This is a genomic window from Agromyces ramosus, from assembly GCF_004216665.1.
GTDB lineage: Bacteria > Actinomycetota > Actinomycetes > Actinomycetales > Microbacteriaceae > Agromyces > Agromyces ramosus.
The window spans coordinates 142,993-166,304 of the sequence record NZ_SGWY01000001.1 but is presented as its reverse complement, the minus strand read 5'-3'; the positions used below and the strand labels follow the sequence as shown (position 1 = coordinate 166,304).

Here is a 23,312-nt window from a genome sequence, read left to right as displayed (position 1 = left end):
AGCCTATGTCGGGGGCGGATGCCTCGCGGCTAGGCTCGCACCATGCAGCTGGTCACGACGCCTCGTGTCACCTTCCTCCGCGGCCTCGCGGACGAGATCCTGCAGCACTACGGGCGCGGCCGCATGATCGTCGCGATCGACGGGCCGTTGCAGAGCGGCAAGACGCGATTCGCCGACGACCTCGCGGCGGTGCTCGTCGAACGGGGTCACCGGGTGTTCCGCGCGAGCATGGAGCGGTTCCACCGCTCGAGGGCGGCGCAGGACGCGTTCGGCGACGACTCGCCCGAACGGTACTACCGCTACGGATTCGACGAGTCGGCGCTGCGCCGGGTGCTCGTCGAGCCGTTCCGGATGGGCGGGTCGACCGCCTTCGTCACGGCCGTCTTCGACCCAGCACGCGACGCGTGGATCGAGCCCAGGTGGGTCACCGGCCCGGCCGACGCGATCCTCGTGCTCGACGGCCGGTTCGTGCTGCGCGAGCGCCTGGTCGACCTCTGGGACTTCCGCATCGCGCTCGACGGGGAGCCCGAGGACCCGGCCGACGTGCTCGCCTACGCGGCGGGAGACCCGCGGCTCGCGGCGTCGGCCGTGGTCGACGACCAGGATCCCGAGCATCCGCGGCGCCGGTTCCTCGACAGCTGCTGACGTCAGGCGGGCACCTCGGCGAGCACGCGCGACGCGGGCAGGAATGCGCCGGATGCCTCGACCTCGTGCACGAGCGCGGTCAGCGCCGCGTTCACCGGGGCGCTCAGGCCCGCCCGGGCGGCCTCGCGCACGACCACGCCGTTCAGGAAGTCGACCTCGGTCGGCTGTCCGCGGCGCACGCTCTGCTGCGTCGAGCCGAGGTTCGGCACGGAGCCCATGCGCACCCGCATGAGCCGGGGCAGCAGCTGGCCGACGGCCAGCGGCATCCGGGCGAAGAGACGCAGGCGCCGGTCGCCGAGCCCCTGCAGCGACCCGAAGCGCACGCCGCGGGCGATGCCCACCCGCACGGTCTCGCGCATGGAGGCCGTGACCACGCGGCGCAGGTGCCGGTCGTCGACGACGTCCTGCACGCTCCGGCCGACGATGGCGGGCACGGCGTTCAGCATGTTCACGATGAGCTTGGTCCACTGGGCGCCCCTGAAGCCCCCGATGGCGATCACCGGCACCGCATCCGAGAGGATGGCGGCCACCCGACGGCACTCGTCGTCGGCAGGACCGTCGCCGCGCCCCAGGTAGCTCGCGGCGGTGGTCGTGACCCGCACGACGCCCGGCTCGGTGTAGTTCGCGGCGATGATCGACAGCACGCCCATGCACGCCGACCGGGGGAGCAGTCGCGCCGCGGCGTCGACGCCGTCGAGGCCGTTCTGCACGACCACCACCGGCACGCCGTCGATGAGGGCGGCGTTCGCGCTGATGGCCGCCTCGGCGTCCTGCGCCTTCGTGCACACGAGCACGAGGTCGGGCCGCACGGTCAACGCCTCCCCGGCGGCGACGCGCGCGTGCGCCTCGCCGTAGCCTCCCGAGAGGCGGATGCCGCGCGAGCGGATCGCCTCGAGTCCGGCACCCCGCGCCGTCACCTCCACCTCGTGCCCCGCACGCGCGAGCAGTGCCGCGAAGGTGCCGCCGAGCGCGCCCGCGCCGATGATGCCGATCCTCACCCTCCCAGCGTAGGGGCGGGGCCTGCGTCGGCCCGCCGGCCGGGAGGGCGGGCGCGCCCCGCTCGGCTGTTAGCCTGTACGGCGTGAACAGCGGCATCCTCCTCGTCGACAAGCCGCAGGGAATCACCAGCCACGACGTGGTCTCGCGCATGCGCCGCCTCGCAGGAACCCGCAAGATCGGCCATGCCGGCACGCTCGACCCGATGGCGACCGGACTCCTCGTCCTCGGCGTGAACCACGCGACCCGGCTGCTGCACTACCTCGTCGGCCTCGACAAGGAGTACCTCGCCACGATCCGGCTGGGGTGGGACACCACGACCGACGACGCCGAGGGCGAGGCGCTGGCCGCGGCATCCGCCGAACACCTCACGGGCGCGACCCGGGAGGCCATCCTCGCGGCCATGCTGCGGCAGACCGGTGTGATCGAGCAGGTGCCGAGCGCGGTGAGCGCCGTGAAGGTCGCCGGCAGGCGCGCCTACCAGCGCGTGCGCGACGGCGAATCCGTGGAGCTCGCGGCGCGCACGGTCACCGTCTCGGCGTTCGAGCTCCTCGCGCTGCGACCCGGCGACGGCTTCGTCGACGCCGACGTCCGCGTCGAGTGCTCCTCCGGCACGTACGTGCGTGCGCTCGCGCGCGACCTCGGCGCCGATCTCGGCACCGGCGGCCATCTCACGGCGCTGCGCCGCACGCGGATCGGCGCATTCCACGTCGACGAGGCGCCGGCGCTCGAGGGGTACGACGTCGCGCGGTCGATCATGAGCCCGGCGGATGCCGCTCGCCGGGCGCTGCCCGTGGCATCCGTCACCGCCGAGCAGGCCGTCGACCTCGGCCACGGCAAGCGCATCGACGCCGCCGCCGTCGGCCTCGGCGGCGCTGGGCGGCCCGAGGCCGGAGCCGACGCGGCGATCGCGGCCGTCGCCCCCGACGACCGGCTCGTCGCCATCGTCGAACGCCGCGGCGCGACGTTCAAGGTCGTCACCGGCTTCCCGCCCGAGGAGGCCGGGGAATGATCGAGTGGTTCACCTGGGTGCAGGTCGCGGTCGCCGTGGCGGCCGGGCTGCTCTGCCTCGTGCTCGGACTCGCCGGTCGCGTCCCGAGCGACCTCACCAACGGCGCGCTCGCCCTCGTCGAGCTCCTCCTGGTCGTGCAGCTCGTGGTCGCGATCGCCGCGCCCGCCTTCGGCAACGAACCCACGGGCAGCGTGCTCGAGTTCTACACCTACCTCGTCGGCGCCCTGCTGCTGCCGCCCGCCGCCGTGTTCTGGGCGCTGCTCGAACGCAGTCGCTGGAGCACGGTCGTGCTCGGGGTCGCCGCGCTCGCGGTCGCGGTGATGGTGTACCGCATGCTGCAGATCTGGACCGTGCAGCAGGCCTAGCCGCGAATGAGAGAATCGAACGACATGACTGACGTGCGGAGCGCCCGGCCCGAGTCCCATCGCGGGCGGCGGATGAGCGGCATCGGGCGCGTGCTCGTGGCCGTCTACGGCGTCCTCGCGCTCGCCGCGGTGGGCCGATCGTTCGTGCAGATCGCCACGAAGTTCGACGAGGCGCCGCTCGCGTATTCGCTGTCGGCGCTCGCAGCGGCCGTCTACGTCCTCGCCACCATCGCCCTCGTGCGTCCCGGCCGCACGTGGTACCGGGTGGCTTGGGCAACGCTCGTGTTCGAGTTCACGGGCGTCATCGTCGTCGGCACCCTCAGCATCGTCGACCCCGCGCTCTTCCCGCATGACACCGTGTGGTCGTGGTTCGGCCGCGGCTACCTGTTCATCCCGCTCGTGCTGCCCCTGCTCGGGATGTGGTGGCTCGCGAAGCACCGGCCGGCCGCGAACGGGACGGACGCCGCGTGAAGACGTTCAAGGGCCTCGACGCGGTCCCGGCGGGCTTCGGACCGAGCGCCGTGACGATCGGCAAGTTCGACGGCGTGCACCGCGGGCATCGCGCGGTGATCGACCGGATCCGCTCGATCGCGGCCGCCGACGACCTGCGCGCCGTCGTCGTCACGTTCGACCGCAATCCCCTCGCGCTGCTCGCGCCCGACAAGTGCCCCGACGCGCTCGTGAGCGTGCGCCAGAAGCTCGAGCTGCTCGCCACGACCGGCGTCGACGCGACCCTGCTGCTGCCGTTCGACCGGGCCCTCGCCTCGGTGCCCGCCACGGAGTTCGTCGAGCGCGTACTCGTCGACACGCTGGGCGCGAAGTCGGTGCTCGTCGGCCGGGACTTCCGGTACGGCGCGCGCGGCGCGGGTGACGTCGACCTGCTCATCGCGCTCGGCGCGACGTTCGGCTTCACGGTCGAGGTGGTCGACGACGTCGCGCCCGAGGGCGAGCGCCGCGTGTCGTCGACGTGGATCCGCGAGCTCCTCGCCGAGGGCGACGTGCGGCACGCGACCGCGCTGCTCGGCCACACGCCCGCCGTGTCGGGCATCGTCGTGCACGGTGCGAAGCGCGGGCGCGAGCTCGGGTACCCGACCGCGAACCTCTCGCCCGAGTCCGAGGGCCTGATCCCCGGCGACGGCGTCTACGCCGGCTGGCTGACCGACGCGGGCACGCGGTACCCGGCGGCCATCTCGGTCGGGAACAATCCGACGTTCGAGGGCGTGCCGAAGAAGCAGGTGGAGGCCTACGTGCTCGACCGCGAGCTCGACCTCTACGACCACGTCGTCGACGTCGAGTTCGTGGAGCGGCTGCGCGGCATGGTCGCCTTCACGAACATCCCCGACCTCATCGAGACCATGCGCGGCGACGTGGACCGGGCGCGCGACCTGCTCTCGGACTGAGCCGCCGTTCGGCGGCCCCTGGTCGTCAGGCGCCGCGGTCGCCGAGCTCCCCGTCGCGGGCCGGCCGCGGCGCCTCGCGGCCGAATCCGGCGAGGAAGCGGATCAGCTCGTCGGCGGTGCCGACGAGCACCGGTCCGTGGCCGATCGTCCACGCAGCATCCGTCGCGTGCAGGCTGTGGCCGCCGATGACCGCCCTGATGGGCGTCGGGGCGGCGGCCGCCCGGCGCAGCGCCACGGCGCCCGACGCGAGCGGCGGCACCGCGATGGGCGTGCCGAGCGCGTCGCCGATGCGCACGGCGGCGACGACCGCGTCGTCGAGCTCGACGAGACGCGTCGGCTGCGGCCGGTCGGTGATCGTGACCGCGCGCGCCTCGAGCGCCGCGGCGGCATCCGCCGGGCCCTCGACCGGGGCGTCGGGCGCGGGGGAGCGGCCGTTCATGCCGAGCGCATGCTGGGCGCTGTCGAGGACGCGCCGCGCGGGCGGGCGGTCGAATCCGGCGACGAGTGCGGCGACGGCGTCGGCCACCGTGGGTGCCTCGGCGTCGGTCCTCGCGGACCACCCCGCCTCGCCGGCCCTGCGGAGCGCTCCCGCGATCGAGCGCAGCACGGTGGAGGTGGGCTGGCGCCGGTCGCTCGTCACGCCGCGCTCGTCGATGCGCGAGCGCTGGCTGAGCGGGAGGTAGCGGGCGAAGTCGGCCACCCCTCCAGCCTAGACTCGGAGAGGTGATGCCGACCCAGCCCCGTCCGCTCTGGGCCGGGCGAACCCTCGCACTGCTCGGCATCGTGCTCGTGGCGTTCAACCTCCGCACGGCGGTGGCGTCGCTCTCGCCGATCCTCTTCGAGGTGCAGCGCGACATCGCGCTCGCCCCGGTGGTCGTCGGCCTGCTCGGCATGCTGCCTCCGCTCTGCTACGCCGTCTTCGGCATCCTGACGCCGCTGATCGCCAGGCGCTTCGACCTCGAGCCGACGCTCATCGTCGCGCTCGTCGCGCTGTCGACGGGCCTGCTCTGGCGGGGGCTCGCCGGCGACGCGCTCGGGTTGGTCGCAGCTTCGACCCTCACGTTCGCCGCCATCGGCGTGGGCAACGTGCTGCTGCCGCCGCTCGTGAAGCGGTACTTCCCCGACCGCATCGGGCTCATGACCTCGATCTACGTCACGACCCTCTCGATCAGCACGTTCGTCCCGCCGCTGATCGCGGTGCCGGTCGCGGATGCCGCCGGCTGGCGCGCCTCCCTCGGGGAATGGGCGATCGTGGCCGCCCTCTCCCTCGTGCCGTGGATCGCCCTGGTCGTGCACCCGCGCCGCAACCGGCCGGCCGCGCTGCCCGAGGAGGCGGAGCGCGGGCTGCTGCGGTACGCGCTGCGGTCGCCCCTCGCGTGGGCGCTCACGGTCGTCTTCGCGATCGCCGGCTTCAACGCGTACGCGCTGTTCGCGTGGCTGCCGTCGATCCTGCACGACATCGCCGGCACCTCGCCCGCCGAGGCGGGAGCGCTGCTCTCGCTCTACGCGGCGACCGGCCTGCCCGCCGGGCTGGTCGTGCCGATCGTGGCCGCGCGGTACGGGCGGGTGCGGTTGCTCGTCGGCGTCGCGATCGGGTCGTTCATCGCGGGCTACCTCGGGCTCCTCCTCGCGCCGTCGGCCGCGACGTGGCTCTGGGTGGCGCTCGCGGGCATCGGCCCGCTCTTCTTCCCGCTCTCGCTCGTGCTCATCAACCTGCGGAGCCGCACGCACTCGGGCGCGGTCGCCCTGTCGGCCTTCGTGCAGTCGGCGGGGTACCTCATCGTCGCCATCGGCCCGCTGGCGGTCGGGGTGCTGCACCAGCTGACCGGCGAGTGGGTGTGGCCGCTCGTGTTCCTGCTCGTCGCGTCCACCGTGCCCGCGGCCATCGCCGGCGCGGTCGTGGCACGGCCGCGGTTCTTCGAGGACGAGCGCGGCGCCTGACCGCGGGGAGGGTCGGCGGGAGGCGATCTCGCCACCCGTCCGCGACCGCGCGGCATCCGCCATCGTCGTGCTCATATGAGCAGGATTGCCCGCGAGTGTTGCCGATGAGCACCGGGCTGCCTACGCTGGAAGGCGAGCGGAAGGACACTGTGGACGAGATCGACGAACTCCTCTCGATCCGGGCTGCCGAGCTCTACTACGAGGAGAACAAGACCCAGGACGAGATCGGGCAGGCGCTCCGGCTCACCCGCTGGAAGGTCGGCCGACTCCTCGCGCAGGCCAAACAGCGCGGCTTCATCCGCATCGAGATCCTGCACCCGCGCGCCCGTCGGCTGCCGATCGAGCGCCGCCTCCGCGAGGAGCGCGGGCTCACCGACGCGATCGTCGTGTCGACCGCGGGCGTGCACTCGCCCGAGGAGCTGCAGGAGCGCACCGCGCAGGCCGCGGCCGACTACCTCACGGCGCTCCGGCCCGTGCCCCGCACCCTCGGGGTCAGCTGGGGCCGCACGCTCTTCGAGATCTCCCAGCACCTGCGCAACGGCTGGGCCACGGGCGTCAACGTCGTGCAGATCAACGGGGGCGTGAGCCTCAACCGCCGCCCCGGCACCGCGGCGGCCACTGCCGTCGGCATCGCGCAGAAGGGCGGCGGCACCGCCACCCTGCTGCCGAGCCCGGCGATCCTCGAGCGCCTCGCCACCAAGGAGGCGATCGAGTCCGACCGCGTCGTCGCGGGCGTGATCGAGCTCGCCCGGTCGGCCGACGCCTACCTGTTCAGCGCCGGTGCCGCCGACCACAACTCCGTGCACGTCGAGAGCGGCTACCTCTCGGTCGCCGACGTCGACGTGCTGGTGCAGAAGGGCGCCGTCGGCGACGTCGTCGGCCGCTACATCGACTCCGACGGCAACATCGTCGACCCCGCCCTCGACGCCCGCACCGTCGGGCTCACCCTCGACGAGCTGCGCGCCGCCCCGCTCGGCATCGCCGTCGTCGCCGGGCCTGCCAAGCACGCCGTCGCCGACGCCGTCGTGCGCAGCGGCCTCTGCTCGGTGCTCGTCACCGACGAGGCCACCGCCCTCCACCTCCTCGACGGCTGAGCCCCCGCCTCGCGGGCCGCCCCAGCACCACCGACACGAAAGCCAGGTCAACCACCATGTCAGGCACCTCCCTCGTCACCGCCCGGGAGCGCGCGCTCGCCGTGCTCGGAGGCGAACCCGACGACGCGACGCTCGGCCGCTACCTGCACGGCATCGCCGGCGTCGACGCCGTCGGGCTCGAGCAGCGCGCCGCCGGTCTCGGCACCCGCTCGATCAAGACGAGCTCCAAGAAGTGGGCGCTCGACACGATCATCTCGCTCATCGACCTCACCACGCTCGAGGGCGCCGACACGCCGGGCAAGGTCCGCTCGCTCGTCGCCAAGGCGATGAGCCCCGACCCGGCGGATGCCACGACGCCCCGCGTCGCCGCCGTCTGCGTCTACGGCGACATGGTGCCCTTCGCGATCGACGCGCTGGGCGGTGCGCACGGCGACCCCGACGACGGCCTCATCTCGGTGGCCGCCGTCGCCACCGCGTTCCCGAGCGGCCGCTCGTCGCTCGAGATCAAGCTGGCCGACACGGCCGAGGCCGTCGCCGCCGGCGCCGACGAGATCGACATGGTCATCGACCGCGGCGCGTTCCTCGCCGGTCGCTACGGGCTCGTGTTCGACCAGATCGCCGCCGTGAAGGAGGCCTGCCGGCGCCCCGACGGCACGAGCGCGAGCCTCAAGGTCATCCTCGAGACCGGCGAGCTCGTGACGTACGACAACGTGCGCCGGGCCTCGTGGCTCTCCATCCTCGCGGGGGGCGACTTCATCAAGACCTCCACCGGCAAGGTGCAGCCGGCCGCCACGCTCCCCGTCACGCTCCTCATGCTCGAGGTCGTGCGCGACTGGCACCTGCTGACCGGCCAGCGCATCGGCGTGAAGCCCGCCGGCGGCATCCGCGCCTCGAAGGACGCGATCCGGTACCTCGTGACGGTCGCCGAGACCGTCGGCGAGGAGTGGCTCGTGCCGCACCTGTTCCGCTTCGGCGCATCGAGCCTGCTGAACGACGTGCTGCTCCAGCGCCAGAAGATGACGACCGGGCACTACTCCGGTCCCGACTACGTGACGATCGACTGAGAGAACCGACATGAGCTTCCTCGAGTACGCGCCGGCCCCCGAGTCGCGGGCGATCCTCTCGCTCCGCGACCGCTACGGACTTTTCATCGACGGCGAGTTCGTCGACGGCCGCGGCACCCCCTTCCAGACCATCTCGCCGTCGAGCGAGGAGCGCATCGCCGAGATCGCGAACGCGAACGAGGCGGATGTCTCCGACGCCGTCGCCGCCGCCCGGCGGGCCTACGACCGCAGCTGGTCGCGCATGAGCGGCCGCGATCGTGGAAAGTACCTCTTCCGCATCGCGCGGCTCGTGCAGGAGCGCGCCCGTGAGCTCGCCGTGGCCGAGTCGCTCGACAACGGCAAGCCGATCAAGGAGTCGCGCGACGTCGACGTGCCCCTCGTCGCCGCCTGGTTCTTCTACTACGCGGGATGGGCCGACAAGCTCGACCACGCCGGCCTCGGCGCGAACCCCCGCTCGCTCGGCGTCGCCGCACAGGTGATCCCGTGGAACTTCCCGCTGCTCATGCTCGCGTGGAAGATTGCGCCCGCCCTGGCCGCCGGCAACACGGTCGTGCTGAAGCCGGCCGAGACCACCCCGATCACGGCGCTCATCTTCGCCGAGATCCTGCAGCAGGCCGACCTGCCGCCCGGCGTCGTGAACATCATCACGGGTGCGGGCGACACGGGCGCGACGCTGGTCGCGCACGAGGGCGTCGACAAGGTCGCGTTCACCGGATCGACCGCGGTCGGGCGCGCCATCGCGAAGCAGATCGCCGGCACCGACAAGAAGGCCACCCTCGAGCTCGGCGGCAAGGCGGCGAACATCGTGTTCGACGACGCGCCCATCGACCAGGCCATCGAGGGCATCGTCAACGGCATCTTCTTCAACCAGGGGCACGTGTGCTGCGCGGGCTCGCGCCTGCTCGTGCAGGAGAACATCCACGACGAGGTCGTCGAGCGGCTGAAGCTGCGCCTCTCGACCCTGCGCCTCGGCGACCCCCTCGACAAGAACACCGACATCGGCGCGATCAACTCGAAGGAGCAGCTCGAGCGCATCCGCGAGCTCTCCGACATCGGCGTCGCCGAGGGCGCCGACCGCTGGAGCGTGCCCTGCGAGATCCCCGAGAACGGGTTCTGGTACGCGCCGACGATCTTCACCAACGTGCAGACGTCGAGCCGCATCGCCCGCGAGGAGATCTTCGGCCCCGTGCTGTCGGTGCTCACGTTCCGCACGCCGGCCGAGGCGATCGCCAAGGCGAACAACACCCCCTACGGCCTCTCGGCCGGCATCTGGACCGATAAGGGCAGCCGCATCCTCGCGGTCGCCGACCAGCTCCGCGCGGGCGTGATCTGGGCGAACACCTTCAACCGGTTCGACCCGTCGAGCCCGTTCGGCGGCTACAAGGAGTCGGGCTACGGCCGAGAGGGCGGCCGTCACGGCCTCGCCGCGTACCTCTCGCCCGCGCCGATCGGCCAGGCGGCGCTCTCGCGTCCGTCCACCAGGGGGGCCGTCGAGACGGCGGACGGCGCGGCAGCGCCGAAGGCGCGCCGAGCGGTGCGCTCCGCAACCCGAAGTGCCAAGGCCGCGACGAAGGGATCGAAGCGATGAGCCGCCTCGCCGTGCCGAAGACCTACAAGCTGTACATCGGCGGCGCCTTCCCGCGCAGCGAGTCCGGCCGCACGTACGAGGTCGTCTCCGCCTCGGGCGCGTTCCTCGCGAACGCCGCGAAGGCGTCGCGCAAGGACGCGCGCGATGCCGTCGTCGCGGCTCGCGGCGCGGTCGGCGGCTGGGGCGGCGCGACCGCCTACAACCGCGGCCAGGTGCTCTACCGCATCGCGGAGCTCCTCGAGGGGCGCCGAGCGCAGTTCGTCGCCGAGATCGAGGAGGCGGAGGGCGTCACCCGCGCCGTGGCCACCGCGCAGGTCGACGAGTCGATCGACCGCTGGATCTGGTACGCGGGCTGGGCCGACAAGTTCGCCCAGGTCGCGGGCAACGCCAACCCCGTCGCAGGCCCGTACTTCAACATCTCCGTGCCCGAGCCCACCGGCGTCGTCGCGATCATCGCGCCGCAGGACACCTCGCTGCTCGGGTTCGTGTCGGCGGTCGCGCCCGCGCTCGTCGCCGGCAACTCCGTCGTGGTCGTGGCCAGCGAGCGGTTCCCGCTGTCGGCGATCAGCCTCGCCGAGGTGCTCGCGACCAGCGACGTGCCCAAGGGCGTCGTCAACGTGCTCACGGGCTCGCCCGCAGAGATCGCGCCCTGGCTCGCGAGCCACTCCGACGTCAACGCGATCGACCTCGTCGGGGCGGGCGACCTCGACTGGATCTCGCTCGAGGTCGACGCGGCCGACACGCTGAAGCGCGTGCTGCGTCCCGAGTCGGGCCCGGATGCCGCGGCGCCGGCCCTGGGCCGCATCAGCGCGTTCACCGAGACCAAGACGGTCTGGCACACGAAGAGCCTGCGGTAGCCCCGTGGCCGGGCACGGCGGGGCATCCGACGAGCGCGGCCGACTGGTCGCGGACCCGTTCGACTACCGCGTGACGAAGCAGGGCGGCCTGATCGTGTCGCGCGGCGGTCGGGTCGTGATGACCGTGGGCGGCGGAGACGCCGCACGCCTCATCGTGGCCCTCCAACGTGCGGACGATTCACAGGCGCAGCACCTCCTGGCACGCGCGAGCGGCAACTATCGTCGAGGGAACGAACGGGCCTGACCACCCGCAGGGCCCGGGACGGGGGTGCTCGTGCGTGTGCTCGTGACCGGCGCGACCGGCTACATCGGGGGCCGGCTGGTGCCGCGTCTCATCGAGGCCGGGCACGAGGTGCGCGTGCTGGTGCGACGGCCGGAACGGTTGCGCGACGTGCCGTGGGCGGCATCCGTCGACGTCGTCGAGGGCGACCTCGGCGATCGTGCCGCGGTCGACCGCGCGATGGCGGGCATCGAGGTCGTGTACTACCTCGTGCACTCGATGGGCGGCAAGGACGACTTCGAGTCGATCGAGCTGTCCATCGCGCGGAACGTGGCCGCGTCGGCACGCGATCATGGCGTGCGTCGCATCGTCTACCTCGGCGGGCTGCACCCCGAGGAGACGCGGCTCTCACGGCACCTGCGCTCGCGCATGCAGGTGGGGGAGATCCTGCTCGCCTCGGGCGTGCCCACGATCGTGCTGCAGGCCGGGGTGATCATCGGGTCGGGTTCGACGTCGTTCGAGATGATCCGCCACCTCACCGAGGTGCTGCCGTACATGCCCGCCCCGCGCTGGGTGCGCAGCTTCATCCAGCCGATCGCCGTGCGCGACGTGCTGCACTACCTGATCCGCGCCGCCGACGTGCCGCCCGAGGTGAACCGCGCCTTCGACATCGGCGGTCCCGACGTCTACCGCTACGGCCAGCTCATGAACGGCTACGCCATCGAGGCCGGGCTCCCGCAGCGTCCGATCGCGGCGCTGCCGGTGCTGACGCCGTGGCTCGCCGGCCAGTGGGTGAACCTCGTCACGCCCATCCCGCGACGCCTGGCCGTGCCGATCATCGAGTCGCTGCAGTTCGACTGCGTCATGCGCGAGCACGACATCTACGAGGTGATCCCGCCGCCCGCCGCGGGTCTGCTCCCGTACCGCACCGCCGTGCGGCTCGCTCTCGAGCGGGAGCGCGAGGGCGAGGTCGAGACGAGCTGGCGCAACGCCGAGGTGGAGGGCGCCCCGAGCGACCCGCTGCCGAGCGATCCCGACTGGGCCGGGCACACGGTCTACGTCGACGAGCGCGAGCAGCACTCGACGGCCCCCTCGACGCAGCTGTGGCGCATCATCGAGGGCGTCGGGGGAGAGAACGGCTGGTACTCGTTCCCGCTCCTGTGGGCCATCCGGGGGTGGGCCGACAAGCTGACCGGGGGCGTCGGGCTCCGGCGCGGTCGCCGCGACGCCGACATGCTCCACGTCGGCGACGCGGTCGACTTCTGGCGGGTCGAGGCGATCGACCGCGGCAGCTTCCTCCGCTTGCGCGCCGAGATGCGGCTGCCGGGGCGCGCCTGGCTCGAGCTCGGCGCCACGGAGGATCCCGGCGGCGGCTCGCGCTACCGCCAGCGTGCCGTGTTCTTCCCGAAGGGGCTGTCGGGTCGGCTGTACTGGTGGGCCATCGTGCCGTTCCACGACCTGATCTTCTCGGGCATGGCGAACCGGATCACCGCCGAGGCCGAGGCGGACGCGGCGGCCACGGCCCACGAACAGGAGGTAACGAAATGGTAACGGTGTTGCTAGAGTGACCTGCACCCACCGCGCAAGGGAGCGCGGTCGGTGGAAAGGCCCGAACGCCCGTGACCCGAACGCCCCGTGCGACCGACCCGACGCTCGCACCGCCCGTCCGCCCTGTCCCACGCCGTGCGACCACCGCCGCTGGGGAACTGCTCGACCGACTCTCCGTGCCGCCGCGTCGCGCCGTGCGCATCGCCTGCGCACTGGTGGGCACCGTCACGACCGCGGTGGTGCTGTTCGTCGCCGCCACCCCGACCACCGCCTCCGCGGTCGACGTGTTCGGCGCCCTCCGGCTCCCGGGTGACGCCGCGTTCATCGTGGGGCACCGCGGCGACCGCGCCGAGGCGCCCGAGAACACGATGGCCTCGCTCGAGCTCGCGATGGACGACCTCGCGTTCGTCGAGACCGACGTGCAGCTCAGCCGCGACGGCGTTCCCGTGCTGTTCCACGACACGACGCTGGAGCGCGTGGCGGGCGATCCGCGCACGATCGCGGACCTCGACCTCGCCGACCTCCGACGCCTCGACGTGGGGGCGTGGTACGGCCGCGATCACGTGGGGGCGCGGATGCCGACGCTCGACGAGTTCCTCCGCGCGCTCGCGGCCCGGGAGACCGCCAGGGCACTCGTGGAGCTCAAGGCGGACTGGCGGCCCGATGAGGTGCGCACGGTGGTCGACCTCATCGAGCGGCACGGGCTCCGCGGACGGGTCGTGCTGCAGAGCTTCAGCCTGGAGACCCTCTTCGCCGTGCAGCGCGTGTCGCCGACGACCCCGCGCATCATGCTGATCCGTGAGCTGCCCGCCGACCCCGTGCCCCTCGCCGAGCGACTCGGGGTGATCGGCTTCGGCACGACCGCGGCATCCGTGACGGCCGTGCCCGGGGCGCTCGAAGCGGCGCACGAGGCGGGCGTGGCCGTGCTCTGCTACACGCTCAACTCGCACGAGGGGTGGCAGGAGGTGAGCGAGCTCGGCGTCGACGGCATCATCACCGACCAGCCGAGCGAGCTCGACGAGTGGCTCGCCGTCACCGCACCGGGCACGTGAGGCGGCGTGCTCAGGCGGTCGCGATCCCGAGCCGCTGGGCGGCGGCGCGGAACTCCTCGTGCATGCCGGAGGAGAAGAGCACGAAGCGCACCAGCTCGGGGGCGGCATCCGTCGCGTCGGCCGTCGCGAGTGCGACGGCGGCCGCGTCGTCGGCGGGCCATCCGTAGACGCCCGCCGAGACGGCGGGCAGGGCGACGGAGGCCGCGCCCAGCCGGGCGGCGAGCTCGAGCGAGTTGCGGTAGGCGGCGCGGAGCAGCTCCCGTCGCTCGTCGGCCTCGGCGCCCGCTCCCGGCCACACCGGGCCGACCGTGTGCACGACCCATCGCGCCCGCAGTCGCCCGGCACCTGTCGCGACCGCATCGCCGACCGGCAGGCCTCGGGGCAAGGTGGTCGCGCGGAGCTCACGGCACTCCGCGAGGATCGACGGGCCGCCCGCGCGGTGGATCGCCCCGTCGACGCCGCCACCGCCGAGCAGGCTCGAGTTGGCCGCGTTCACGATCGCGTCGACGCGCTCCGCGGTGATGTCGCCGGTGACGAGTTCGATGCGCGGCATCCGCTCGGCTACCCCCGGTTGTTCGAGAGCTCGAAGATGCGCAGCAGCTCGGCCACCGCCGCGTCGCGCTGGTCGCCACCCGCCTCGTACATCTCGGTCACGTGCGTGCGCAGGTGGTTCTCGACGAGCAGCTTGTTGAGCGAGCCGAGCGATTTCTGCACGGCGAGCGAGAGCGTGATGATGTCGACGCAGTAGTCCTCGTTCTCGATCATCTTCTCGATCCCGCGCAGCTGGCCCTCGATGATCTTCGTGCGGTGCAGGGCGCGCTTCTTGATGTCATCGATCACGACATCAGGATACCCCGTTTGCACCAGATACCCCCTATGGGTATCGTTGTCCTCCGAGCGGACGGGAAGGGCGAGCACGGATGTCGCTGCAGCACGACGAGCGCACGATCGACCTCGACATCGAGGGCATGACCTGCGCGAGCTGCGTGGCGCGGGTCGAACGCCGCCTCGAACGGCTCGACGGCGTGCATGCCGAGGTGAACCTCGCGACCGAACGCGCGCGCGTGCGGTTCACCCCGTCCGTCGGCGTCGACGAGCTCCTCGACGCGGTGCGCGCCGCGGGGTACGCGGCGCGTGTGCCGGAGACGACCACGCCGCCATCCACTGGCGTCGGGGCATCCCCGGACTCGATTCCCGGCCGCGCGGTGCCGCGTGATCCGCTCATCGTGCGCCTGGTCGTGTCGGCGCTGCTCACGGTGCCCATCGTGCTGATCGCGATGGCGCCCCCGCTGCAGTTCACCGGCTGGCAGTGGGCGTCGCTCGTCCTCGCGACGCCGGTCGTGGCCTGGGGCGGGTGGCCGTTCCACCGCGCCGCCGCGGTCAACCTCCGGCACGGCGCGCTGACGATGGACAGCCTCGTCTCGCTCGGCACGCTCACCGCCTACGCGTGGTCGTGCTGGGCGCTCTGGTTCGGCGGCGCCGGCATGCTCGGGATGACGCACGGCTGGACCTTCGGCGTCCGCGGCGAGCCCGGCGGCGACGTCTACCTCGAGGTGGCGGCCGGCGTCGTGACGATCCTCCTGCTCGGCCGGGTCATCGAGGCCCGTTCGAAGCGCCGTGCCGGGGCATCCATGCGCACGCTGCTCGACCTCGCGCCGCGCGAGGTGACCGTCCTCGTCGACGGCGGCGAGGGCCTCGACGGCGCGGCCGGCGGTGCGGCCGTCGGTCGCGAGGAGCGCGTGCCGTCGGCCTCGCTCCGAGCAGGCGCGCGGTTCGTGGTGCGGCCGGGGGAGCGGATCGCCGCCGACGGCATCGTCGTGCACGGCGCGGCGAGCGTCGACGAGAGCATGCTCACGGGGGAGCCGGCGCCCGTCGAGGTCGCGCCGGGCTCCGCGGTGACCGCTGCGGCGATCGTCCATGGCGGTCGCCTCGTGGTGCGTGCCACCCGGGTGGGCCCGGACACGCGGCTCGCGCAGATCGCCGCCCTCGTCGAGGACGCGCAGCTCGGCAAGTCGCGGGCGCAGCGGCTCGCCGACCGCATCTCGGCGGTGTTCGTGCCCGTCGTCATCGCGATCGCGGTGGTGACGGCGGCGACCTGGCTGCTCGCGGGGAGCCCGGTCGAGCAGGCCATGGCCGCCGCGGTCGCGGTGCTGGTCATCGCCTGCCCGTGCGCGCTCGGCCTTGCCACGCCCATGGCACTGCTCGTCGGCACGGGTCGGGGCGCCGATCGCGGGATCCTCATCACGGGCCCCGAGGCGCTCGACCGCACCGCCGGCATCGACACCATCCTGCTCGACAAGACCGGCACGATCACCACGGGCCGCATGCGCCTCACCCGCATCACGCTCGCCGACGACCCGGATTCCGCCGCACCCGATTCCGCCGCACCCGATGGCGCCGCACCCGATGCCGGCGTCGCTGATCCGCTCGCTCCCGCCCCTGCCCGCGACCGTGACGCCGAGGCGCTCGCCGTGGCGGCCGCCCTCGAGCGCGGTTCCGAGCACCCGATCGCGCGCGCCGTCGTCGAAGCGGCGGATGCCGCGAACGCCCCGCACCTCCAGGTGCGGGAGTTCCGGGCCCGCACCGGCCTCGGCGTCAGCGGCGTCATCGCCGGCGACGCCGCCGCGGCAGGGCGGCCCGCCTTCCTCGCCGAGCTGGGCTTCCCGATGCCCGACTCCCTGGCCCGCAGGGCGGAGGACTCCGACGCGACCCTCGTCGCCGTCGCGTGGCGAGGCGAGGTGCGGGCGCTCCTCGAGGTCGGCGACGAGGTCCGCGAGGGGGCGGCCGCGGCGGTGGCACGCCTGCGTCGACTGGGCCTGCATCCCGCGATCGCGTCGGGGGATGCGCGCCGCCCCGCCGAGCGCGTCGCGCTCGCGGTCGGCGTCGACGAGGTGCACGCGGGATCGAGCCCCGAGGACAAGCTCGCCCTCGTCCGACGACTCCAGTCGGACGGACAACGGGTCGCGATGGTCGGCGACGGCGTGAACGACGCGGCGGCGCTGGCGGCGGCCGACCTCGGCATCGCGATGGGCGGCGGCACGGATGCCGCGGCATCCGCCAGCGACCTCGCGCTGCTGCGCGACGAGCCCGCGGCGATCCCCGACGCGATCGAGCTGGCGCGCGCCACGCTCCGCACCATCCGCGGCAACCTGTTCTGGGCGTTCGCCTACAACGTCGCCGCGATCCCGCTCGCGGCGGCCGGAATGCTGAACCCGATGATCGCGGGCGCCGCGATGGCGTGCTCCAGCGTCTTCGTGGTGCTGAACAGCCTTCGCCTGCGTTCCGCCTGACTGGGCCCGCGGGGCGCTAGCGTTGCCTCATGATCCGTCGTTCAGCGCGGGCCCTCGTCGCCGCGCTCGCCGTCGCCGCCGTCGCCCTGGGACCCGCCGCCGCGGCCCCGGCGCTCGCGGCCGGCCAGCAGAGCGCCGCACCCGCACCCGTGTCCGGGGTGCCGACCGGCGTCGACGACTTCACGTTCGCGTCGTTCGACGCGGTGTACGAACTGGCGCGCGATGACGCGAATCGCTCGGTGCTCACGACCACTGAGACGCTCGTCGCGGTGTTCCCCGACATCGACCAGAACCGCGGCATCCGACGGGCGATCCCGCTCGACTACGAGGGGCACCCGACCGACATCCGCGTGCAGTCGGTGACGGATGCCGCGGGGACGCCCCGGGGGTTCGAGGTGGAGGCCGACGAGGCGGGCGAATTCCTCCTCGTCACCGTGCGCGCCGACGACTTCGTGCACGGCGAGCAGACCTACGTGATCCGCTACACGCAGCACAACGTGACGCTCGAACCCGACGACGCGGCGATCGACGAGTTCTACTGGGACGTCAACGGCACCGGCTGGGCGCAGCCGTTCGGCCGGGTCCGCGCCGAGGTGCGGATGTCGGCCGACGTCGCCGGCGGCTTCAACGGCGCCACCGCCTGCTATCGCGGCTGGGCCGGGTCCGGCACCCCGTGCGAATCGCTCGCCACGACCGACACGGCACCCCCCGTGGTCGTCGCGGAGGCGTTCGCGATCGGACCGTACGAGAACCTCACGGTCGCGGTCGGCTTCGCCCCCGGCACCTTCGAGCCCCGCGACGATTCGTTCTGGGCGTCGCCTGCGGCGATCGCGGGCGCGGTGGCGGCGGCGTTCGCGGTGCTGGCGATGCTCGCCGCGATCGTGCTGCGCATCGCCCGGTGGCGAGACCACCCCGGACGCGGCACGATCATCGCGCAGTACGAGCCGCCCGAGGGCATCAGCGCGATGGAGGCCGCCGACCTCGTCGGACACCCCGAGAAGGGCGTGACCGCCACGATCCTCGAACGCGCCGTCGCGGGCGAGCTGCGCGTCGTCGAGACCGGCCGCAAGAAGTACTCGGTCGAGTTCATCGGCGGCGAGCTCGGCGACCGCGACGCGCAGTCCATCGTCCTGGCGCTGTACAGCGGCAACCCGGTGCCCGGCGCGCGCCGCGACCTGAAGTCGCGCGACGTCTCGCTCGGCCGGCGCCTGCTCTCGCTGCGGCAGTCCGTGGCCAAGCGGGTCGTGCAGCGGAACCTCCGGCGGCGTCCCGACCTCGCCATCCGGGTGCTCCTCGCGATCGGCGCCATCGGCGCCGCGACCCTGAGCGTGGTGTTCGGGGTCCTGGCCATCGACGACCAACGCGGCGGCCTCTGGCCGTTCCTCCTCTTCGCAGGGGCGATCGTGGCCGCGATCGTCGCGCTCGTCATGGTCGCCGACGTGCGCCCGCTCACCGAACGCGGCCGTACGGCCCGCGATCACCTCGAGGGCCTGCGGCTCTACATCCGCCTCGCGGAGGCCGACCGGCTGCGCGTGCTGCAGAGCCCGAGCGGCGCCCTGCGCGTCGACCGACCCGCCGCGGCGCCCGTCGCCGTGGGCGTCGAGACGGCGGCGTCCGGCGCGCCCGCGACGACCGCTCCGCTCGACCCGACGGTGGTGCTGAAGCTCAACGAGCGGCTGCTGCCCTACGCCGTCCTCTTCGGGCTCGAGCGCCAGTGGGTCCGCGAGCTCGCCGACCTCTACGAGGCGCGCGGCGAGACGCCAGGCTGGTACGCCGGACGCGACGGGTTCGACGCCGCGAGGTTCTCGGTCGCGGTCTCGTCGTTCTCGGCGGCGTCGAGCTCGTCGTGGTCGGGGTCCAGCTCGAGCTCGTCGTCGAGCGGCTCGGGTGGCGGCGGGTCGTCGGGCGGTGGCGGCGGAGGCGGTGGCGGCGGTGGCGTCTGAGCCGGGCGCCCATGCGTCAGGCGATCAGCCCTCGTCGGCGGCGGATCGCTCGTCGGCCAGGTCGACCCGCCGCTCGGCGTCGATGCCCGCGACCTCGTCGGCGAGGCTGTCGTCGAGCGGTCGGTGGTCGTCGTCGGACGCGGGTTCGTCCTCGTCGAACTCCGTGTCCTGCGCGACCGTGAATTCGTCGTCGTCGGGCGAGATGGCGTCCGCCCCCGCGAGATCGTCCATGGCTGAAGCATAGGCCGACTCCGCCACGCCCGCACCGGCGAAATCCACCGCCGGGGCCCCGACCCGCGCCCCCGCGGGTCCCACGTCGCCGAGGGGCCCCGCGTCCCGCTAGAATGGCAGGGCGCCCGACGAATCCGTTCTTCGGCCGACCGCGTGAGCCCGGCTCGCGTGCTGCTCGGTTCGGGATTCGGCGTACCGCGTGCGGCGGCCTCCGAGTCGTCCCGAGCGGTCCCGACCACCGCCACCGGTGACGAGGGGGGCGAGCCGGAGACGGCCCGAGAGCGGGAGGACCATGGCCCAGACGAGGCAGCGGCAGCGTACGCGATCGCGTGACGACGACGCACCCATCATCCCGATCCTCGCGCGCAAGGTGCGCGAGGTCGAGACCAAGGCGCAGAAGGGCAAGCTCGGCCCCACGAACCGCACGAAGTTCCAGGTCATCGCGCTCCTGATGCGCGAGGAGCGTGCCAGGGTGAAGGCCGACCCCGACGTCGCCGACTCGGCCCGCGCCGAGCTCCTCAAGCGCCTCGACGGCATCGCGCAGATCCTCGCCAAGACCGCGGCGCGCGACACGAGCCTCATCGCGCTGCTCGAGCCGGATGCCTCGATCTCCACGGTCGCGCAGCGGTTCCGCCGCGACTGGCTCCTCGAGTCCGGCGCGGAGCTCAGCCCCGACGAGCTCATCATCACCCGCGAGCCCGAGGCCCGTCCCGAGCTCGGCGAGAACCAGGTCATCCCCGCCTCCGTGCGGTCGCGCCAGCTCGCGAACCCCTTCCTCGCCCCCGATTTCTCGAAGCCGGCCGGCGCGGCCGTGCCCGTGCGACGACTCGCGAACTGGGAGCTCCTCGGGCCGCTGTTCAAGTCGTTCGAGATCGGGTCCGGCGGACAGGCCGCGAGCATGGAGCTGCCCGAGGCACCGAAGGTCGACCGGCTCTCGCCGCGCGGCCTGGAGCTGATGAAGCACCAGGTGAGGTTCATCGAGGCGGCTCGCGAAGGCCACCGCACCTTCCTCCTGGCCGACGAGCCCGGGCTCGGCAAGACCGCGCAGTCGGTGCTCGCGGCATCCGTCGCCGGCGCCTACCCGCTGCTCGCGGTCGTGCCGAACGTCGTGAAGATGAACTGGGCGCGCGAGGTCGAGCGGTGGACCCCGCACCGTCGTGCGACTGTGATCCACGGCGACGGCGACACCCTCGACGCCTTCGCCGACGTCGTGGTCGTGAACTACGACGTGCTCGACCGCCACATGGCCTGGCTGTCGACGCTCGGCTTCAAGGGCATGGTCGTCGACGAGGCGCACTTCATCAAGAACCTGCAGTCGCAGCGCTCGCGCAATGTGCTCGCGCTCGCCGATCGCATCCGGCGCACGTCGCCCGGCGGGAATCCGCTGCTGCTCGCCCTCACCGGCACCCCGCTGATCAACGACGTCGACGACTTCCGGGCGATCTGGCAGTTCCTCGGCTGGGTCCAGGGCGACAGGCCCGCACCCGAGCTGCTCGGCCGGCTCGAGGAGACCGGCCTCACGCCGGCGGACCAGGGCTTCTACAGCGCAGCCCGGCGCACCGTCATCGACCTCGGCATCGTGCGCCGCCGGAAGGTCGACGTGGCCGCCGACCTTCCCGCCAAGCGCATCGCCGACCTGCCGGTCGAGCTCGACGACGAGCTCGGACGCTCCGTGCGCGCCGCCGAGCGCGAGCTCGGCAACCGGCTCGTCGGCCGGTTCCGGGCACTCGTCGAGGCGCGGAACCTGCGCGTCGGCGACCTCGACGAGGACCAGCGCGACCAGTTCATCCGTGCCGTGGCGAGCGCCGAGCTCGAGGAGTCGAAGTCGGCCAAGTCCGGTGAGAACGTCTTCACGATGGTGCGTCGGATCGGCCAGGCGAAGGCCGGGCTCGCGGCCGACTACGCGGCGCAGCTCGCGCGATCGGTCGGCAAGGTCGTGTTCTTCGCCAAGCACATCGACGTCATGGACCAGGCCGAGGCGGCGCTCGCCGCCCGCGAGCTGCGCACGGTCTCGCTCCGAGGCGACCAGACGGCCCTGCAGCGCCAGGCCGCCATCGACGCCTTCAACAAGGACCCCGAGGTCGCCGTGGCCGTCTGCTCGCTCACGGCGGCCGGCGTCGGCGTGAACCTGCAGGCCGCGTCGAACGTCGTGCTCGCCGAGCTCAGCTGGACCGCGGCCGAGCAGACCCAGGCGATCGACCGCGTGCACCGCATCGGCCAGGACGAGCCCGTCACCGCGTGGCGCATCATCGCGGCGCACACGATCGACGCCCGGATCGCCGAGCTCATCGACTCCAAGCAGGGCCTCGCCGCCCGCGCACTGGACGGCAGCGACGTCGAGCCCGGCTCGGCGGACTCGGTGCAGCTCGACGCCCTCCAGCACTTGCTGCGGTCGGCGCTCGACGGCGCCCTGTAGGCCCGCGCCGGAACGGTCGATCCGCGGGAACGCTATAGACTGCGGCAGTCGATACGCCCCGACGCCGTGGCTCCGGCAACATCCATGTTCGCGTCGAGCACCCTTGGAGTCGAGCACACCATGAAGATCGGGATCCTCACGAGCGGGGGCGACTGCCCGGGCCTGAACGCCGTCATCCGCGGGGCGGTGCTGAAGGGCGTCATCTCGCACGACGCCGAGTTCGTCGGATTCCGCTGGGGCTGGAAGGGCGTCGTCGAGGGCGACTTCATGCCGATCACCCGCCACGACGTGCGCGGGCTCTCGAAGCAGGGCGGCACCATCCTCGGCTCGAGCCGAACCAACCCGTTCGAGGGCGAGGGCGGCGGCCCCGAGAACATCCAGCGGATGCTCGACGCCAACGGCATCGACGCGGTGATCGCGATCGGCGGCGAGGGCACGCTCACGGCGGCACGCCGCCTCACCGACGCGGGCCTGAAGATCGTCGGCGTTCCCAAGACGATCGACAACGACCTCGCCGCCACCGACTACTCGTTCGGCTTCGACACCGCCGTCGAGATCGCCACCGAGGCCATCGACCGGCTGCGCACGACGGCGGAGTCGCACGGTCGCTGCATCGTCGTCGAGGTCATGGGCCGCCACGTCGGGTGGATCGCCCTGCACTCCGGCATGGCGGGCGGCGCCCACGCCATCCTCATCCCCGAGCAGCCGCAGTCGGTCGACCAGATCTGCGAGTGGGTGGAGTCCGTGCGCGAGCGCGGTCGCGCGCCGCTCGTCGTCGTCGCCGAGGGCTTCCACCTCGACGACATGGAGGAGGCACACTCGCACAAGGGCCTCGACGCGTTCAACCGGCCGCGGCTCGGCGGCATCGCCGAGCGACTCGCGCCCATCATCGAGGAGCGCACCGGCATCGAGTCGCGCGACACCGTGCTCGGGCACATCCAGCGCGGCGGCGCGCCGTCGGCGTACGACCGCGTGCTCGCGACGCGGCTCGGCATGCACGCCGTCGACGCGGTGTACGAGCACGCGTGGGGCTCGATGGTGACGCTCCGCGGCACCGACATCAAGACGGTCTCCATCGCCGAGGCCGTGGGCAGCCTCAACCGCGTGCCCCAGTCGCGCTACGACGAGGCGAAGATCCTCTTCGGCTGACGGATGCCGCTGCCCCAGGTCTGCGTCTGCTACCTCCTGCGCGAGCGGGCGGGCGTCGTCGAGGTGCTCCTCGGACGCAAGAAGCACGGCCTCGGCATGGGCAACTTCGTCGGCCTGGGCGGCAAGCTCGAACCGGGGGAGTCGGCCGTGGATGCCGCCGTGCGCGAGGTGCTCGAGGAGTCGGGCGTCGTCGTCGCGGCATCCGACCTCGAGCCTCGGGGCCGGCTCACCTACCACTTCCCGCATCGCGAGGCGTGGAGCCAGGAGTCGAACGTGTTCGTCTGCCGCACCTGGCGGGGCGAGCCGTCCGGATCCGACGAACTCGATCCCGAGTGGTTCGCACTCGACGCGGTGCCCTTCGACGAGATGTGGGATGACGCGAGGCGATGGCTGCCCGGCGTGCTCGCCGGCGGGGGCGTTCGCCGTACCTTCGTGTTCGGTGAGGACCTCGCCACCGTGGTGGCTGAGCGGGAGTCGGTCGCGTAGTATCGTCGGGGCACG

General features: G+C 72.9%; 23 protein-coding genes. 18 read left to right on the top strand and 5 right to left on the bottom strand.

From position 1 onward, the window contains the following. Nucleotides 1-42 precede the first annotated feature (42 nt). A complete protein-coding gene (locus EV187_RS00775; protein WP_130351146.1) occupies nucleotides 43-645 on the top strand; it encodes a nucleoside/nucleotide kinase family protein in 603 nt (200 codons plus the stop codon). 2 nt (nucleotides 646-647) lie between these two features. Here the strand turns inward: EV187_RS00775 and EV187_RS00770 are convergent, their stop codons facing one another. Continuing rightward, nucleotides 648-1,643, bottom strand: coding sequence for a ketopantoate reductase family protein (locus tag EV187_RS00770; protein WP_130351145.1), 996 nt, complete (start codon nucleotides 1,641-1,643; stop codon nucleotides 648-650). Nucleotides 1,644-1,726: 83 nt separating this feature from the next. Between EV187_RS00770 and truB the strand changes: the two genes are divergently transcribed. Genes truB through EV187_RS00750 form a run of 4 tightly spaced genes read left to right on the top strand, consistent with a single transcriptional unit; the run spans nucleotide 1,727 to nucleotide 4,418 of the window. Further along, complete coding sequence (gene truB / locus EV187_RS00765) at nucleotides 1,727-2,653, top strand: tRNA pseudouridine(55) synthase TruB (RefSeq protein ID WP_341272741.1); 927 nt, start codon at nucleotides 1,727-1,729, stop codon at nucleotides 2,651-2,653. Then, on the top strand, nucleotides 2,650-3,018 hold the full coding sequence (locus EV187_RS00760; RefSeq protein ID WP_130351143.1) for a hypothetical protein: 369 nt from the start codon (nucleotides 2,650-2,652) through the stop codon (nucleotides 3,016-3,018). The genes truB and EV187_RS00760 overlap by 4 nt, the downstream gene beginning before the upstream one ends. A 24-nt stretch (nucleotides 3,019-3,042) precedes the next feature. After that, nucleotides 3,043-3,489 (top strand): hypothetical protein, encoded by a 447-nt coding sequence (locus EV187_RS00755; protein WP_130351142.1) that lies wholly within the window; start codon nucleotides 3,043-3,045, stop codon nucleotides 3,487-3,489. Continuing rightward, complete coding sequence (locus tag EV187_RS00750; RefSeq protein WP_130351141.1) at nucleotides 3,486-4,418, top strand: bifunctional riboflavin kinase/FAD synthetase; 933 nt, start codon at nucleotides 3,486-3,488, stop codon at nucleotides 4,416-4,418. The genes EV187_RS00755 and EV187_RS00750 overlap by 4 nt, the downstream gene beginning before the upstream one ends. A 25-nt stretch (nucleotides 4,419-4,443) precedes the next feature. Here the strand turns inward: EV187_RS00750 and EV187_RS00745 are convergent, their stop codons facing one another. Continuing rightward, nucleotides 4,444-5,118, bottom strand: coding sequence for a hypothetical protein (locus tag EV187_RS00745; RefSeq protein WP_130351140.1), 675 nt, complete (start codon nucleotides 5,116-5,118; stop codon nucleotides 4,444-4,446). 26 nt (nucleotides 5,119-5,144) lie between these two features. Between EV187_RS00745 and EV187_RS00740 the strand changes: the two genes are divergently transcribed. The 8 genes from EV187_RS00740 to EV187_RS00705 all read left to right on the top strand — a co-directional run bounded on the left by EV187_RS00740 (nucleotide 5,145) and on the right by EV187_RS00705 (nucleotide 13,782). Continuing rightward, nucleotides 5,145-6,359: an MFS transporter gene (locus tag EV187_RS00740; protein ID WP_130352161.1), complete on the top strand. Its 1,215-nt coding sequence runs from the start codon at nucleotides 5,145-5,147 to the stop codon at nucleotides 6,357-6,359. Nucleotides 6,360-6,508: 149 nt separating this feature from the next. After that, complete coding sequence (locus EV187_RS00735) at nucleotides 6,509-7,453, top strand: sugar-binding transcriptional regulator (protein ID WP_130351139.1); 945 nt, start codon at nucleotides 6,509-6,511, stop codon at nucleotides 7,451-7,453. A 56-nt stretch (nucleotides 7,454-7,509) separates the two neighbouring features. Then, on the top strand, nucleotides 7,510-8,517 hold the full coding sequence (deoC, locus tag EV187_RS00730; RefSeq protein WP_130351138.1) for a deoxyribose-phosphate aldolase: 1,008 nt from the start codon (nucleotides 7,510-7,512) through the stop codon (nucleotides 8,515-8,517). 10 nt (nucleotides 8,518-8,527) lie between these two features. Further along, nucleotides 8,528-10,105, top strand: coding sequence for an aldehyde dehydrogenase family protein (locus tag EV187_RS00725; protein ID WP_130351137.1), 1,578 nt, complete (start codon nucleotides 8,528-8,530; stop codon nucleotides 10,103-10,105). Continuing rightward, on the top strand, nucleotides 10,102-10,962 hold the full coding sequence (locus tag EV187_RS00720) for an aldehyde dehydrogenase family protein (protein WP_130351136.1): 861 nt from the start codon (nucleotides 10,102-10,104) through the stop codon (nucleotides 10,960-10,962). The genes EV187_RS00725 and EV187_RS00720 overlap by 4 nt, the downstream gene beginning before the upstream one ends. Nucleotides 10,963-10,966: 4 nt before the next feature. After that, nucleotides 10,967-11,206 (top strand): hypothetical protein, encoded by a 240-nt coding sequence (locus EV187_RS00715; RefSeq protein WP_242609368.1) that lies wholly within the window; start codon nucleotides 10,967-10,969, stop codon nucleotides 11,204-11,206. Between the two features lie 24 nt (nucleotides 11,207-11,230). Next, nucleotides 11,231-12,733, top strand: a complete 1,503-nt coding sequence (locus EV187_RS00710; RefSeq protein WP_242609367.1) for an SDR family oxidoreductase — start codon at nucleotides 11,231-11,233, stop codon at nucleotides 12,731-12,733. A gap of 68 nt (nucleotides 12,734-12,801) precedes the next feature. Next, nucleotides 12,802-13,782, top strand: a complete 981-nt coding sequence (locus EV187_RS00705) for a glycerophosphodiester phosphodiesterase (protein ID WP_130351134.1) — start codon at nucleotides 12,802-12,804, stop codon at nucleotides 13,780-13,782. 10 nt (nucleotides 13,783-13,792) lie between these two features. On the opposite strand, the gene EV187_RS00700 is transcribed toward EV187_RS00705, so the two are convergent. Continuing rightward, on the bottom strand, nucleotides 13,793-14,335 hold the full coding sequence (locus tag EV187_RS00700; protein ID WP_130351133.1) for an O-acetyl-ADP-ribose deacetylase: 543 nt from the start codon (nucleotides 14,333-14,335) through the stop codon (nucleotides 13,793-13,795). An 8-nt stretch (nucleotides 14,336-14,343) separates the two neighbouring features. Beyond that, nucleotides 14,344-14,622: a metal-sensitive transcriptional regulator gene (locus EV187_RS00695; RefSeq protein WP_130351132.1), complete on the bottom strand. Its 279-nt coding sequence runs from the start codon at nucleotides 14,620-14,622 to the stop codon at nucleotides 14,344-14,346. Nucleotides 14,623-14,702: 80 nt separating this feature from the next. Between EV187_RS00695 and EV187_RS00690 the strand changes: the two genes are divergently transcribed. Together EV187_RS00690 and EV187_RS00685 are read left to right on the top strand one after the other, a co-directional pair. Further along, nucleotides 14,703-17,072, top strand: a complete 2,370-nt coding sequence (locus EV187_RS00690) for a heavy metal translocating P-type ATPase (RefSeq protein ID WP_130351131.1) — start codon at nucleotides 14,703-14,705, stop codon at nucleotides 17,070-17,072. Between the two features lie 29 nt (nucleotides 17,073-17,101). After that, nucleotides 17,102-19,015, top strand: coding sequence for a DUF2207 family protein (locus EV187_RS00685; protein ID WP_130351130.1), 1,914 nt, complete (start codon nucleotides 17,102-17,104; stop codon nucleotides 19,013-19,015). Nucleotides 19,016-19,039: 24 nt separating this feature from the next. On the opposite strand, the gene EV187_RS18240 is transcribed toward EV187_RS00685, so the two are convergent. Beyond that, on the bottom strand, nucleotides 19,040-19,246 hold the full coding sequence (locus EV187_RS18240) for a hypothetical protein (protein WP_165391060.1): 207 nt from the start codon (nucleotides 19,244-19,246) through the stop codon (nucleotides 19,040-19,042). Nucleotides 19,247-19,538: 292 nt separating this feature from the next. Between EV187_RS18240 and EV187_RS00680 the strand changes: the two genes are divergently transcribed. From EV187_RS00680 to EV187_RS00670, 3 genes are all read left to right on the top strand, one after another. Further along, complete coding sequence (locus EV187_RS00680) at nucleotides 19,539-21,662, top strand: DEAD/DEAH box helicase (RefSeq protein ID WP_130351129.1); 2,124 nt, start codon at nucleotides 19,539-19,541, stop codon at nucleotides 21,660-21,662. A gap of 120 nt (nucleotides 21,663-21,782) precedes the next feature. Continuing rightward, nucleotides 21,783-22,811 (top strand): 6-phosphofructokinase, encoded by a 1,029-nt coding sequence (locus tag EV187_RS00675; RefSeq protein ID WP_130351128.1) that lies wholly within the window; start codon nucleotides 21,783-21,785, stop codon nucleotides 22,809-22,811. A gap of 3 nt (nucleotides 22,812-22,814) precedes the next feature. Beyond that, complete coding sequence (locus tag EV187_RS00670; protein WP_130351127.1) at nucleotides 22,815-23,297, top strand: 8-oxo-dGTP diphosphatase; 483 nt, start codon at nucleotides 22,815-22,817, stop codon at nucleotides 23,295-23,297. The last annotated feature ends 15 nt before the right edge of the window (nucleotides 23,298-23,312 follow it).